This is a genomic window from Bradyrhizobium sp. SZCCHNR1098 (assembly GCF_032489375.1).
Lineage (GTDB): Bacteria > Pseudomonadota > Alphaproteobacteria > Rhizobiales > Xanthobacteraceae > Bradyrhizobium.
This window is the reverse complement of the sequence record NZ_JAUEXY010000004.1, coordinates 91,510-105,374: the sequence shown is the minus strand read 5'-3', so window position 1 is coordinate 105,374 and position 13,865 is coordinate 91,510. Positions and strand designations below refer to the sequence as shown.

Below are 13,865 nucleotides of genomic sequence, written 5' to 3'. Positions count from 1 at the left end.
CCCATGTCATCCGAATACAGCATCGTGAGATCAACCGGCGGTCTGCTGGGGCGTGTAAAAGAAGTAGTTTTAAGCATCTTTCGCTATGTCCCGGAAGGGGTGTTGATCTATGACGGCTACATCGAACAGCATGTTGGGCGCAAACGCACCCTCGACGCCGCGCCGGAGGCGCGGACTGACCCCTTCGATAGTTTGGCCGCGATCAGACGCGCTCTTGAAGACGCCGGGCGCTCAATCGAGAATGTGGAAAAGAGCGCCGCGACAACTCCAGCACAAAAGCAGGTCGAAGAGTCTGAGATTGCCAGCAGGACGGCTCATACGCTTGAAGGAATTGCCGCTTGCGAAGAGCGACTGCCCATCGAAGAAGATGTTTTGGCGTCCATCGCTGCACGAAGTGAAGCGGTTGAGCCGCCGCCGACTCGAAAACCAAAGAGGCCCGTTGTCGAGAGGCATCCCCCGATACTCGTCGCCGCTCACTTCAGGTTGGTCTTCCTATCCGTTCTCGCTGTGACGGTCCTTACTGGAGCCACCTTCGTTGCTCTTGCTGTCTTTGTTCAATCACCAACGCCGGCACAGCTTTCAGCAATTGATACAACTCGAGCTATTACGCTAGCGGGCTTCGGCGCGATTTTCGGACTGCTAGGTGGCAAGAGTATTCAATAGACTGGATGATCGAGCTTTCGGGTATTTCTGCGACAGAACACTAGGTCACTATCAAGTCGGCGGGATAAAGAAGCTAAGTGCATGGTCACCCTAATTCGGTGCACTTAAGGACGGCGAAAGCGAGAACCGTGTGTGTTGGCCGGGGCAGTTCGAAGACCGGGCCTTCGAATCTCGTCCGGCCGTCGCACGACACCACCACGAAGCGGAATCGACCGGACAGCGGATAATTCCGATCGAAGTTTCCGTTGCACTGGGACGAGCAGGACAGGCCGCTCCACGGCTCTGGCCGCAGGCCACGTTCGTCGATTGTCACGCAGGTCCCGGGCCGCTTACCGCACGACGCAGCGAGCCTCATCATGCCGCCATCGAGATCCGGAACACGCTCGAAGCTGCCATCGTCGCGCTGCTCCTCGACGATCAGCTCCGGAGCGAGTTCGACCGTCCCATGAGCGCGAAGCGCGAGTTCGCCAGGCGACGGTCCGTTGAGAATTTCAACAGCGGCGGAAGCCGAAGCATCCGTTGCGGGAGCGCGCGCCGGCCATGCGAGGGCAAAGGCACACATCAGTAGGTATGCCAGGGCGCGCAGCAGCGCAGCGATTGTCTTACGCCAGGACTGGTCGCGCACCATAGGCTCGTCTTTGCCGGTGATGTGCGTGTTCGCCGGCTTCACGAATGTGCTGCCATCCTAATGCGCGAACCATAGTGTAGGGTCATGGCTAAATCACAAGATCCCTTGCCTCGCCCGCAAACAAGTGCAAAATGATCTAACGCTAGCGGGTGGAGCCGCCAGCGTTAGAGTGGTTCAAGTCATCGATTGTGATTACATCAGGAAGAACGGGGGCCTTACCTCAATCAGCCAGATGACAATCGCGATCACGATTATCACGGCTGCACCGGTACCGTACCCGGTACCGGTGACTCCGATCGGGCCAAGTGAGACCTTCAAAGTCGAGCTACTCATTTAAGTCACCTTCCTTTCGGTTGAACAAACCTAGCAAGCTGCTCCTTGCACCTCGGCTGACATACCGGGTGCGAGTCATTGCGCAGGACTCAGGCGCCCCGCCAGCCACACAGCCTCACGAGAAGAGCAGGTCAGACGACGAGCGCTGTTCTTGATAACCTCGACTATCAATCGGCGTCGATTCGTCGTGCGCTCGCCAAGTAGTTCTAGGAGATACTCCGGGACTCGCAATCCATTTGATTGATGCATGCGTGACGAGTCGTTGCACCGCTTGCAGCCCGGTGTTCAGCGTTGAGAAAGCAAGGTTTTGAAACATCGCGAGAATTTTTAGATGTGACAAACAACATGGTCTGCCCAAAATTTCTTCGTAATTTTTTTACGTTTCGGCGAGGTTTGGTCGGTTTTCCAAGCACTTGGTCCCGCTATGCGCTTAAGTCATTCTCAAGCCGATGTTTTTCGCGATTACTTCCTCGACGGCAGTTCCGCGTTCAAGTCGACGTCCCGTGCCGCGTGTTCAAGTGAAATAATTCTCTTGCGCTTTATCCGAAATCATGCTCTACTTCCGGCATCCCGTCCCGCTGAGGGGGCGCTTCGCGGTCGTCACGGACGTCGGGTGCGGGATGCGGTGGGCGCATTGGGTCGCAGCGCGGGTTTCTCGTGCGGACGAACGATCCCGGTGCGACGATGAAGTCGCGTGGTTCTGGCATCGCGGCGCTGATGCCAAGTTGGCGGTGACGAACCGCCGGCGACGGGGGCAAGACAGCCGTTCCCCGGGGAGATCGCGTATAATTCGTAACACCATCGCGCAGGGAAGGCCGGGTGATCTCGGCTGAGCCTGTGGTTCTGCCGCGTGCTTTCTTGCTGCACGCGGACCATGGGCGCCGGCCGGCGCCCGGTCTTCCCTGCGCCCTCGGTTTCCGAGGGTGACGCCTTCTTGAAAAGCTCGGGCGACAACGCGCCGCGAGAACGGATCTCCATGCGACGTGCAAGCTGCAGATGCGGTCGCTACGTCAGTCTCATCGGTCCACGCAGGCTACAGTTGCGGGCCTCGCCCTTCGAGACGCCCGCCTGCGGCGGGCTCCTCAGGGTGAGGAGCGAAGGTGGTGCCCGGAACATGAATCTTGGGCAGGTGAATCTACGATCTCTGAGCTTACCCCCCATGGTGAGGAGCGCCGCAAGCGGCGCGTCTCGAACCACGAGGCCCCCGTGCGCCCCGTAGCTTTCCGGGAACCCGGCCGGTCACACTCCCGTGTGAACCGCGGCCGGCGGCGGGAAAGCCCGCGCAGAGCGGGTGCCTCACGGCTGCCTTTGTGCTAGGTTGAACATCCGGGCAACCTGGAGGGATTGTTGAGCGGTGTCACCCCCGAGCCGGCTGGGCCGGCAAGCAGCACGCCCGATGGCCTGACGCATGATGGCTTGGCGCGGCTGAAGCTGGCGCAGGCGCTGAAGCGGGCGCGTCTCGCCATCGCCTGGGAGCGCGGCTGGCCGCATCTCGCCCGGCTGCTCACGGTGGTCGGTCTGTTCCTGATCGTGTCCTGGGCCGGACTCTGGCTCAGCCTGCCGTTTGCGGCCCGTATGATCGGGATCGGCCTGTTCCTGCTGCTGCTGCTCGGCGCCGCCGTGCCGATGCTGCGCTTCCGCTGGCCCGGCCGCGACGAGGGTCTGGCGCGGCTCGACCGCGGCTCGGGCATCGCCCATCGCCCCGCCACCGCGCTCACCGACACGCTCACCACTCAGGATCCGCTGGCTCGCGCGCTGTGGCAGGCGCAGCGCGAGCGCACTTTGGCCTCGATCAAGCGCATCCGCGCCGGGACGCCGCGGCCGCGGCTGTCGCTGCACGATCCCTGGGCCGTGCGCGCGCTGGTCGTCGTGCTGCTGGTCGCGACCTCTATCGCGGCCGGTGACGAGCGGGCGCTGCGGGTGGCCTCGGCGTTCGACTGGAACGGCGTGATGACGCCGGTGACGATCCGGGTCGATGCCTGGGTCAAGCCGCCGCTCTACACCGCCAAGCCGCCGATCATCCTGTCCGCCGCCAACAAGGAAGGCGCGGTGCCGGCGAGCGGCCCGATCGTGGTGCCCCAGGGCTCGACGCTGATCGTGCGCTCCAGCGGCGGCAATCTCGATGTCATCACCGGCGGCGGCGTCGCCGAGGCGGCGCCCGGCGAGGGCGCGGCCGGCGAGGCGGCGCCGAAGGGCACCACCGAGAAGCACTACACGATCAAGACCGACGGCACCGTTCACGTCCGCGCGCCCGCAGGGCAACCGCAATGGGTGTTCGCGGCGACGCCGGACAAGCCGCCGGTCATCAGCATGGCCAAGGACCCCGAGCGGCAGGCGCGCGGCTCGCTGAAGCTGTCCTACAAGCTCGAGGATGATTACGGCGTCACCGAAGCCCGCGCCCGGGTCACCGCGCGGCCTGTCGAAAGCAAGTCTACCGAAAACAAGGCTGCCGAGAGCAAGACGGCCGACGCGCCCGCCGCGCGGCCGCTGTTCCAGCCGCCGGAGTTTCCGCTGGTGCTGCCCAACGCGCGCACCCGCAACGGCGTCGGCCAGACCGTCAAGGATCTCAGCGAGGACCCCTACGCCGGCGCCGACGTCACGCTCACGCTGACCGCCAAGGACGAGGCCGGCAACGAAGGCACCAGCGAGCCGTTCGAGACCAGGCTGCCGGAGCGGCTGTTCACCAAGCCGTTGGCGCGGGCGCTGATCGAGCAGCGGCGCATCCTGGCGCTCGACGGCAACCGCAATGCCGACGTGTTCACCGCGCTCGATGCGCTGGCGATCGCGCCGGAGATGTTCACGCCTGAGCCCGGCCAGTATCTCGGCCTGCGCTCGGTGACCCGCCAGCTCGAGGCGGCGCGCACCGACGATGCGCTGCGCGAGGTGGTGGCGAGCCTGTGGGCGCTCGCGGTCACGATCGAGGACGGCAACATCTCCGACGTCGACAAGGCGCTGCGCGCGGCCCAGGACGCGCTGAAGCAGGCGCTGGAGCGCGGCGCCAGCGACGAGGAGATCAAGAAGCTCGCCGAGGATCTGCGCAAGGCGATGGACAACTACATGCGCCAGCTCGCCGAGCAGCTGCGCAACAATCCGCAGATGGCGCAGCGTCCGCTCGATCAGAACACCAAGATCCTGCGCCAGCAGGACCTGCAGAACATGATCGACCGCATGGAGCGGCTGTCGCGGCAGGGCGACAAGGAGGGCGCGCGCGAGCTGCTCGAGCAGCTGCAGCAGATGCTGGAGAACCTGCAGATGGCGCAGCCCAACCAGGGCGGCGACAACGACATGGAGCAGGCGCTCAACGAGCTCGGCGACATGATCCGCAAGCAGCAGCAGCTCCGCGACAAGACCTTCAAGCAGGGCCAGGATTCGCGCCGCAACCGCAACAAGCAGCAGGGCGACCAGGACCAGAGCATGGGCGACCTGCAGCAGGACCAGCAGGCGCTGCGCGACCGGCTCAAGCAGCTTCAGGATCAGCTCGCCAAGCGCGGCATGGGCCAGAAGGGCGAAAAGGGACAGAAGGGTCAGAAAGGCCAGAAGGGGCAACAGGGTCAGCAGGGCGATCCCGGTGATCAAGGCGACCAGGGCGATTCCGGCGACGGGCTCGACGACGCCGACAGCGCGATGGGCGATGCCGGCAGTCAGCTCGGCGACAACAATGCCGACGGCGCGGTGGAATCGCAGGGCAAGGCGCTGGACGCGCTGCGCAAGGGCGCACAGAGCCTCGCCGAGGCGATGCAGCAGGGCGACGGCGACCAGCCCGGCGACGGCCCCGGCCAGCGCGCCGGCCGCCAGCAGGGCGCGCAGCAGACCGATCCGCTCGGACGTCCGATGCATCCCGGCCGCGACATCGACGATTTCTCCCAGAAGATCCCGGGCGAGATCGACGTGCAGCGCGTCCGCCGCATCCTCGAGGAGCTGCGCCGCCGTCTCGGCGATCAGTCGCGGCCGCAGCTCGAGCTCGACTACATCGAGCGGCTACTGAAGGACTATTGAAGATGGGTCGGCCACGGGAGGTCATGCCCGTGGCTCACCGTTTTGACCGGAGGCCGCGTCGGTCAGTAGCGTTTCTCGGACAGGATGCGCGCCGCGTGCTGCAGCCTGTCGACGGAGCGTTCGGTGTCGGTGAGGGCGCAGCAGCTGACCAGCGTGTCGATGATGGCGAGCTGCGCGACGCGGCTGCTCATCGCCTCCGGGCGATAGCGCGTCTCGTTGGCGACGGTGTAGAGCAGCACCTCGCAATGCGCCGCCAGCGGCGACTTGCCGAGCCGGGTGATGCCGATGGTCCGCGCACCCGCCGCCTGCGCCAGCCGCGTCGCCAGCACCGTCTCGACCGTGCTGCCCGAATGCGACACCGTGACGGTCGCGACGTCGGGCCCGGTCATCCCGGCGCTGACCGCCTGGACATGCGAATCCACGATCGCATTGGCCGCCAGCCCGAGCTGCAGCAGGCGATACGACAGATCCTGCGCGATCGGCGCCGAACTGCCGATGCCGTAGATCTCGACCCGCCGCGCTTCCCGCAAAAGTCTGGCCGCCTGCGCCAGCGCGTCCATCGACAGCAGCCGCCGCGTCTCCTGCAGCGAGGCGGCATGCGCCGCGAAGATGTGGTCCGTCACCGTCGCCGGATCATCGCCGCGATGCAGGTCCTCCTGGATCAGCCGCACCGGCTCGATCAGGTCCCGCGCCAGCATGATCTTGAGCTCCTGAAAGCCCCGCACCCCGACCCGCCGGCAGAACGACACGATCGTGCCCTCGCTCACGCCGCAGGCTTCCGCGACCTCGGTGATCGACATATGGATGAACGGCTCCGGCCGGGCGAGGACCAGCTCCGCGATCTGCCGCGCTTTCGGCGGCAGCTCGTTCTGCAGCTCCCGAATACGAAACAAGATGCCGTTCACGCCCGGCCCAGAACGAAAGGTCGATCCCGTCACGCTGTGCCCCGGTACTGAGAAAATCTCATTCAGATTCATTTCGTAAATAAAAATTTCACAGCGCTGTCAAGTCGCGCTGATACGCCAGCGACGTTCGCAGGAGCAGGTCGGGCTCGCCCCGCCAACCCTGAATACGTTCTTCAAGATTTCAAAAGGTCGTATCAGCATGACAACACGTCGCGATTTCTTGGCAGGCGCCACGGCGGCGGCTGCCTTCGCCAGCATCCGCCAGGCGCTGGCCATTCCGGCACGGCGCCGGACCGGCACCATTCAGGACGTCAAGCACATCGTCATCCTGATGCAGGAGAACCGCTCTTTCGACCACTATTTCGGCACGTTGCGCGGCGTCCGCGGCTTCGGCGACCGCTTCCCGATCCCGCTCGAAAGCGGCAAGCCGGTCTGGTTCCAGTCCGACGGCACCCGCGAGATTCCGCCCTATCACCGCGACTCCACGACCTCCAACGCGCTGGTCGGCTACGGCACGCCGCACTCGTTCGGCGACAGCCAGGCCGCCTGGAATCAGGGCAAGATGGGCTATTGGGCGAAGTACAAGACGCCCTACGCGATGGGCTATTTCGGCCGCGACGACATCCCGTTCCAGTTCGCGCTCGCCGAGGCCTTCACCCTGTGCGACGCCTACCATGCCTCCATCACCACCGGCACCGATCCGAACCGCATCGTGTTCTGGTCCGGCTCCAACTTCAATCCGGCGCTACGCGCGCAGGGCATCAACTCTACGACCAACGATTCCGAGCCCAACAATCTGCGTTGCTGGCCGAACCCGCACAATTGGGTCGCCGGCCAGCCGCAGCCGCAAGCGACCTACAAATATGTCGGCAGCGACTTCGCCTGGGACACGCTGCCCGATCTGCTGAACAAGGCCGGCGTCAGCTGGCACATCTATCAGGACATGAACGACAACTGGACCGGCGCGATGCACGGCTGCCTGGCGTTCTCCAGCTTCCGTCATGCGCAGCCGAACGATCCGAACTACGTGCACGGCCTGACCGGCGGTCCGGATTATCTCGACCGGCTGAAGGCCGACGTCATGGCCGGTACGCTGCCGGAGGTGTCGTGGATCCTGCCGACCCAGGCCAACTCCGAGCATCCCGGCGGCGGCAGTCCCACGCGGGCCGGCAATTTCACCGACCAGGTGCTGGAGGCGCTGACTGCCAACCCCGAAGTCTGGAGCCAGACCGTCTTCCTGCTGACCTTCGACGAGAATGACGGCTTCTTCGATCACCTGCCGGCGCCCGCAGTGCCGTCCTACGACGTCAACGGCAAGCTGATGGGCAAGGCGACCTTGCCGCTCGACGGCGAGTATTTCTCCAACACCGTCGGCAACGTGCTGACCGCGACCGACACCATCAGCGGCAACATCCGTCCCTGGGGTCTGTCTGCGCGCGTGCCGATGTATGTGGTGTCGCCGTGGAGCAAGGGCGGCTGGGTCAACTCGCAGGTGTTCGACCACACCTCGATCGGTCGCTTCCTGGAGAAGCGCTTCGGCATCAAGGTCGACGCCATCAGCCCGTGGCACCGCGCCGTCTCGGGCGACCTGACCTCGGCGTTCGATTTCGCCAGCCCGAACGATCCGCGCTTCCCGGAATTGCCCGACCAGAGCAACTGGCAGGCGTCTGATGCGCACCAGAAGACCTTGCCGGCGCCGGTCGCGCCCGCGACGCCGCAGCCGCTATTCCAGGAGACCGGCGCGCGCTATTCGCGTCCGCTGCCCTACATCCTCCACGCCACCGCGAAGGTCGATGCCGCCGCGGGCAAGGTGAAGCTGCTGTTCGCCAACACCGGCTTTGCCGGCGCCGTGTTCCACGTCTACGACAAGCAGCATCTCGATCTCATTCCGCGCCGCTACACCGTCGAGGCCGGCAAGACGATCGACGATGAATGGAGCGTCGGCAGCGATGGCCTGTATGATCTCTGGGTGCTCGGCCCGAACGGCTTCCACCGTCATTTCAAGGGCGACCTCGACAAGGTCAGGCCGTCGAATGCCGCCAACCCCGAGATCTTCGTCGGCTACAACGTGTTCGAGGGCGGACTGCACATGCAGCTGCGCAACGACGGCCATGCCCGCGCGAGCTTCACGGTGAAGTCCAACGAGATCTATGGGCCGCTGCAGGCCGTCACCGCCTCGGTCTCCGCCGCGCTGGAGCCGCAATGTCCGGGCTTCGGTCCGCTGCCCGGCTTCCACCCGGTGGGTTTTGGCGCGGTGCCAGGCTTCCGGTCGGCTCCCGACTTCGAGGCGCCCGGCTTCGGCTTCGGCGCACCGAGCTTCTTCCCCGGACCGAGCCATGGCGGTCCGTCGACGTCGTGGACGGTCAAGGTGTCCGCGCCCGGACGCCACGGCGAGCTGTACTGGCAACTGCGCAAGTCGGGCCATTGGTACGACTTCGTCGTCACCAGCGACACCGACGACAGCTTCTATCGCCGCGTCGCCGGCCACGTCGAGACCGGCCGTCCCTCGTTCAGCGACCCCGGGATGGCGCTGGCCGATCGCTTCTGATCGATGTATCTCATACGGGGGTCGGGGAGGGCGCCCATGGGCGCCCTTTCGCTTTGCCTCAGGCGCTGCCGAGATCGTGGATCGCGGGTGACAGTTGGCCTGAGGAGATGTTCAGCGTCGCCAGCGTGATCGGCAGCTTGAAGCGGCGCGGCCCTGCGCTGCCTGGATTCAGGTAGAGCACGCCGTCGCGCCTCTCGATGCCTGCGCGATGCGAGTGACCAGACACGACGATGTCGATGCCCGACGTTGCAGAATCGATCGCGAGGTCGTGGACGTCGTGCACGACATGGACGGCATGCGTGCCGAGCCTGACGGTCTCGGTCGCAGGATATGCATTCGCCCAGTCTGCCGTGTCGATGTTGCCGCGGATCGCAGTCACCGGCGCGATCAGGCGAAGCCGGTCAACGATCTCGTGCCGGCCGATATCGCCGGCGTGGATGATGTGATGGACGCCCGACAGACATCGCACTGCCTCCGGCCGCAGCAGCCCATGCGTGTCGGAGATGATTCCAACTTTGAGCATCGTTTCCTGCCGGCGTGATGGGTACCGCCTCAGGCGATCGTGAGAATCTCCAGCTCTTGTCCGGTAACCTCGACGACGTCGCCGGCCGACTTGCCCATCAGCAGGCGAGCCACCGGCGAGACGTGCGAGATCATGCCGCGCTTCGGGTCAGCCTCATCCTCGCCGACGATCGTGTAGGTCTGCACGCGGCCGTCGCCGCGCTTGAACGTCACGGTGCTGCCGAACGCGATCTGCTCCGTCGATGTCGGCGCCGGCATCACCTGCGCGGTCCGCACGCGCGCTGCAAAGTAGCGCGCGTCGCGCAGCGGCAGCGCCGACTCCCGTCGCCGTTCATTCACGTCCTCGATCCCCTGCGCCGCTTCAAACGCCGCCTGCGCCTCGCGCAACTGCTCCTCGAGCGCCTTGAGTCCCGCCTCGGTGACGAGGTTCGGATGCGGCGAGACCGGCCGGTCGGGTAGCTGCGTTTCGGCGGCCGTCTCGGCGCTCTCTTCCTTGGTGAATGCAACGCTCACGCCGGACTCCTGAAAAAGGCCGCGAGATGTCGCGGCCCTCAGGGAGAGATCATGCCGGCTGCGCAGATTTCAAGCCGTGCGCGCATGCGGCGTGCGAGCGCGCTTGACAGAAGCGGCTATGCGCATTCTAATATACGAACTATAGTTCGCAATCCGAACCATAGCAAATCAAAATGCCGGTCGCCAAGGCCGGCGTCAGTCAGGAAACGTCGGAGCCTCCAAGTGGACGAGGACAGCAAGGCTGGGAAAAGCGTCGTGCAGTCGCTGGCCAAGGGCTTTCAGGTGCTGAACGCCTTCACCAGCGAGGAGCCCGAGCTGGTGCTCGCCGACGTCGCGCGCCGCGCCGCCCTCGACAGGGGCACCACGTTCCGCCTGCTCAACACGCTCGTGATGCTCGGCTATGTCGAGAAGGTCGGCGACACCAGGCGCTTTCGCCTCACGCTCAAATGTCTCGACCTCGGCTTCAACGCGATCGCTCGCTCTGAGCTGCGGACTCAGGCGCGCCCGATCCTGCGCAGCCTCGTCGGCGAGATGAACGAGGCCGCCTCGCTCGCCGTGCTCGACGGCAGCGACATCGTCTATGTCGAGCGCATCCAGGCCGGCCTCGTCAGGCTCGGCGTCGATGTCCGCATCGGCAGCCGGGCGCCGGTCTATTCGACCGCGGTCGGCCAGGCCATTCTCGCGCTGCTGCCGGTCGAGACGCAGATCGAGGTGCTGGAGGCGCAGCCGCGCATCAAGCGCACCGAGACCACGATCACCGAGCTCGACGCGCTGCTGCAGCGTCTGCGTCAGGTGAAGGCGGCCGGCTACGCGCTGTCAAATCAGGAAAATGCGCCCGGGCTGTGCGTGCTCGCGGCACCGGTCATCGATCGCGACGGCATTCCGCTCGCGGCGATCAGCATCGCTGCGCCCACCATGCGCATCACGGCGGACGACTTCGAGCGGCTCGGCGTGGCGCCGCTGCTCAGAGCGGCCGCTCAGCTGTCGCGGGCTCTGGAGGCGATGGGCGGGGCGACCGCGACGGTCTCGAAACGATGAACATCGATGTGACGAAACAGGAGCAAGCATGAGCGTCATGACCAACTTCAAGGGGATCATCCCGGCGATCGCCGTCCCCTTCAACGCCGACCATTCGATCGATGAGGCCGAGCTGTCGCGCTACGCGGCCTGGCTCGGCAAGCGCCGCGGCATCGTCGGCATCATGACCAACGGCCACACCGGCGAGGTGTTCAGCCTCACCGCGAAGGAGCGCGCCGAGGTGACGCGCATCGTCGCCAAGGCACTCACCGGCATCTGTCCGACCATTTCTTCTGTCGTGTGCGAAGGCATCAAGGACGGCATCGAGCATGCGCTGATGGCCAAGGAAGCCGGCGCCACCGCGCTCGACATCATGCCGCCGCATCACTGGCTGCGCTTTGGCTTCAAGCGCGAGCACTGCCTGGATTATTTCAGCGCGATCGGCGAGGCGACCAGGCTGCCGCTGATCGTGCACGTCTATCCCGCCTGGACGCGCGCCTCGTTCTCGTCCGAGCTGCTCGCCGAGCTCGCCCGTCTCGATCATGTCCAGGCCTTCAAGATCGGCACCCGCGAGATGAACAAATATGCCCGCGACCTCAAGGCGATCCGTGCGGCGGCGCCGCACAAGGCGCTCCTGACCTGCCACGACGAATATCTGCTGGCGTCGATGGTGCAGGGCGTCGATGGCGCGCTGGTCGGCTTCGCCTCGCTGATTCCGGATCTGATCTACGATCTGTTCGCGGCCGTCACCGCCGGCGACCTGAAGCTTGCGATGAAGCTGCAGGGCATGATCGATCCGCTGAAGGACGCCGTGTACGGCGGCGGCGAGCCGACCGGCGAGGCGCATGGCCGCATGAAGGCGGCGATGCAGGTCGCCGGCGTCATCCGCGACGCCACGGTGCGCCCGCCGACCCATGCGCCCAGCGCCGAGGAGATGGCCGCGATCCGCGCCGCGGTCGCGGCTGCCGGTCTGACGGTGCAGGCTGCGGCCTGATTGATCGACAAGCGACGGTCGGGTGTGGCCCGGCCGTCACTCCAGACGACAACGAATAACATTCCGGGTGGACGCTCATGCTGATGATGGATGTCGACAATGCGCCACGGCGTGCCGCCGCGCCGGACGATGTGCTGATTGCGATCGAGCAGCTGTCGAAGACCTACGTCTCGGCCTCGGGCGCGGCCGTCCATGCGCTGAGCCGGATCTCGCTCGACATCAAGCCGGGCGAGTTCGTCTGCGTCGTCGGCCCCTCCGGCTGCGGCAAGAGCACCTTGCTGCGTCTGCTCGCGGGGCTTGATAGTTACAGCGACGGCCGGCTGCTGCTCGATGGCGAGCACGTCGCCGGTCCCTCGCGCAAGGTCGGCGTCGTGTTCCAGGCGGCCAATCTGCTGCCGTGGATGACGGTGCGCGACAATGTCGGGCTGCCGCTGCGCGTCGGCGGCCAGCATGCGCCGGCCGGCGACCGCATCGATCGTCTGCTCGCCGTGACCGGCCTTGCCGATTTCGGCGACAAATATCCCTATGAGCTGTCCGGCGGCATGCAGCAGCGCGCCGGCATCTGCCGCGCGCTGGCGCGCGATCCCGAGATCCTGTTGATGGACGAGCCCTTCGGCGCGCTCGATGCGCTGACGCGCGAGCGCCTGAACCTCGAGCTGCAACGGATCTGGCAGGAGAACCGCAAGACCATCCTGCTGATCACGCACTCGATCTCCGAGGCGATCTTTCTCGCCGACCGGGTCATCGTGATGTCGGCCCGCCCCGGCCGCATCCTCGCTGATCTCCACGTGCCCATTCCGCGGCCGCGCACGTTCGACGACATCGTGTTGCATCCGGACTATGCGCGGCTTGCCAGGGAAGTCCGCGGACTGCTCAATGCGCAGGAGCACGGCCATGACTGATCTCGCCAACGTCGCCGTTTCAGCCGTGTCCCAGAAGCCCGCAAGTCCGCGCCGCCGCATCCGCCTGGGATCGCCGATCGCCTGGATCGGCCTCGCGGTGCTGATCCTGAGCTGGATTGCCGCGGTCAACCTGCTGAACATTCCGTCCTACATCCTGCCGAAGCCCGAAGCCGTCGTCCGCGCGCTGTGGTCCGGGCTCGCGGTCAGCCCGGCCAGCCCGCTCGGCTATTACCTGCCGTTGTGGAGCACGCTCAGCAATGCCGCGGTCGGCTGCGCCATCGGTGTCGGGCTCGGCCTGGTCATCGGTTCGCTGATGGCGGAAGTGGAAGCGATCGAGCGCCTCGTGATGCCCTATGCGTTCGCGCTGCAGAGCCTGCCCAAGGTGGCGATCGCGCCGCTGATCGTGATCTGGTTCGGCTTCGGCGACGGCTCCAAGATCGCGATCTCGGCGCTGCTGTCGTTCTTCCCGGTGCTGATCAACAGCTTCACCGGCCTGCGCGCGGTCGAGCCGGAGCGCATCGACCTGATGCGCTCGCTGTCGGCGTCGCGTCTCGAGACCTATCGCATCGTCAAGCTGCCGAACGCCGCGCCCTTCATCTTCGCCGGCCTCGACATGGCCGTGGTCTATGCGCTGCTCGGCGCCATCGTCGCCGAGTTTCTCGGCGCGCAGCGCGGCATGGGCGTCGTCATCACCCAGGCGCAGGCGGTCTCCGATGTCGCCGGCGTGTTCGCGGCGCTGATCATTCTCGGCCTGCTCGGCATCGTGCTGCACGGGATCGTGCGCTGGTGCGAGGCCAAGGTCGTGCACTGGGGCGCCAACAGAAAGAAATAGGACAACAGGGAG

11 protein-coding genes are annotated in these 13,865 nt (G+C 65.5%); 7 read left to right on the top strand and 4 right to left on the bottom strand.

Annotation, left to right across the window (positions count from 1 at the left end):
- Positions 1 to 3: 3 nt before the first annotated feature.
- On the top strand, positions 4 to 663 hold the full coding sequence (locus tag QX135_RS10880; RefSeq protein ID WP_316234075.1) for a hypothetical protein: 660 nt from the start codon (positions 4 to 6) through the stop codon (positions 661 to 663).
- An 85-nt stretch (positions 664 to 748) separates the two neighbouring features.
- Here the strand turns inward: QX135_RS10880 and QX135_RS10875 are convergent, their stop codons facing one another.
- Positions 749 to 1,333, bottom strand: a complete 585-nt coding sequence (locus QX135_RS10875) for a hypothetical protein (protein WP_316234074.1) — start codon at positions 1,331 to 1,333, stop codon at positions 749 to 751.
- A 1,638-nt stretch (positions 1,334 to 2,971) separates the two neighbouring features.
- Here QX135_RS10875 and QX135_RS10870 point away from each other — a divergent pair.
- On the top strand, positions 2,972 to 5,620 hold the full coding sequence (locus tag QX135_RS10870; RefSeq protein WP_316234073.1) for a TIGR02302 family protein: 2,649 nt from the start codon (positions 2,972 to 2,974) through the stop codon (positions 5,618 to 5,620).
- A gap of 62 nt (positions 5,621 to 5,682) precedes the next feature.
- On the opposite strand, the gene QX135_RS10865 is transcribed toward QX135_RS10870, so the two are convergent.
- Positions 5,683 to 6,513 (bottom strand): MurR/RpiR family transcriptional regulator, encoded by an 831-nt coding sequence (locus tag QX135_RS10865; RefSeq protein WP_316234072.1) that lies wholly within the window; start codon positions 6,511 to 6,513, stop codon positions 5,683 to 5,685.
- 211 nt (positions 6,514 to 6,724) lie between these two features.
- On the opposite strand from QX135_RS10865, the gene QX135_RS10860 reads away from it, so the two are divergent.
- Positions 6,725 to 9,073, top strand: coding sequence for a phosphocholine-specific phospholipase C (locus QX135_RS10860; RefSeq protein WP_316234071.1), 2,349 nt, complete (start codon positions 6,725 to 6,727; stop codon positions 9,071 to 9,073).
- 58 nt (positions 9,074 to 9,131) lie between these two features.
- Here the strand turns inward: QX135_RS10860 and QX135_RS10855 are convergent, their stop codons facing one another.
- Together QX135_RS10855 and greA are read right to left on the bottom strand one after the other, a co-directional pair.
- Positions 9,132 to 9,596 (bottom strand): metallophosphoesterase family protein, encoded by a 465-nt coding sequence (locus tag QX135_RS10855; RefSeq protein WP_315795607.1) that lies wholly within the window; start codon positions 9,594 to 9,596, stop codon positions 9,132 to 9,134.
- Between the two features lie 29 nt (positions 9,597 to 9,625).
- Positions 9,626 to 10,108, bottom strand: a complete 483-nt coding sequence (greA, locus tag QX135_RS10850; RefSeq protein ID WP_316163745.1) for a transcription elongation factor GreA — start codon at positions 10,106 to 10,108, stop codon at positions 9,626 to 9,628.
- A 222-nt stretch (positions 10,109 to 10,330) separates the two neighbouring features.
- Between greA and QX135_RS10845 the strand changes: the two genes are divergently transcribed.
- From QX135_RS10845 to QX135_RS10830, 4 genes are all read left to right on the top strand, one after another.
- Positions 10,331 to 11,146 carry an IclR family transcriptional regulator gene (locus tag QX135_RS10845; RefSeq protein WP_316163746.1) on the top strand — a complete coding sequence of 272 codons (816 nt, stop codon included), beginning with the start codon at positions 10,331 to 10,333 and terminating at the stop codon, positions 11,144 to 11,146.
- A 28-nt stretch (positions 11,147 to 11,174) separates the two neighbouring features.
- Positions 11,175 to 12,119, top strand: a complete 945-nt coding sequence (locus QX135_RS10840; RefSeq protein WP_315755955.1) for a dihydrodipicolinate synthase family protein — start codon at positions 11,175 to 11,177, stop codon at positions 12,117 to 12,119.
- Positions 12,120 to 12,196: 77 nt separating this feature from the next.
- Positions 12,197 to 13,021, top strand: coding sequence for an ABC transporter ATP-binding protein (locus QX135_RS10835; RefSeq protein WP_315778291.1), 825 nt, complete (start codon positions 12,197 to 12,199; stop codon positions 13,019 to 13,021).
- A complete protein-coding gene (locus tag QX135_RS10830; RefSeq protein WP_316179585.1) occupies positions 13,014 to 13,853 on the top strand; it encodes an ABC transporter permease in 840 nt (279 codons plus the stop codon). Before QX135_RS10835 ends, QX135_RS10830 begins: the two co-directional genes overlap by 8 nt.
- Positions 13,854 to 13,865: the final 12 nt, after the last annotated feature.

Bases quoted from the DNA above. Each gene is read 5' to 3' on its own strand.
- QX135_RS10880 (WP_316234075.1), top strand. From the start codon at position 4: ATGTCATCCGAATACAGCATCGTGAGATCAACCGGCGGTCTGCTGGGG.
- QX135_RS10860 (WP_316234071.1), top strand. From the start codon at position 6,725: ATGACAACACGTCGCGATTTCTTGGCAGGCGCCACGGCGGCGGCTGCC.
- QX135_RS10855 (WP_315795607.1), bottom strand. From the start codon at position 9,596: ATGCTCAAAGTTGGAATCATCTCCGACACGCATGGGCTGCTGCGGCCG.
- QX135_RS10840 (WP_315755955.1), top strand. From the start codon at position 11,175: ATGAGCGTCATGACCAACTTCAAGGGGATCATCCCGGCGATCGCCGTC.
- QX135_RS10835 (WP_315778291.1), top strand. From the start codon at position 12,197: ATGCTGATGATGGATGTCGACAATGCGCCACGGCGTGCCGCCGCGCCG.
- QX135_RS10830 (WP_316179585.1), top strand. From the start codon at position 13,014: ATGACTGATCTCGCCAACGTCGCCGTTTCAGCCGTGTCCCAGAAGCCC.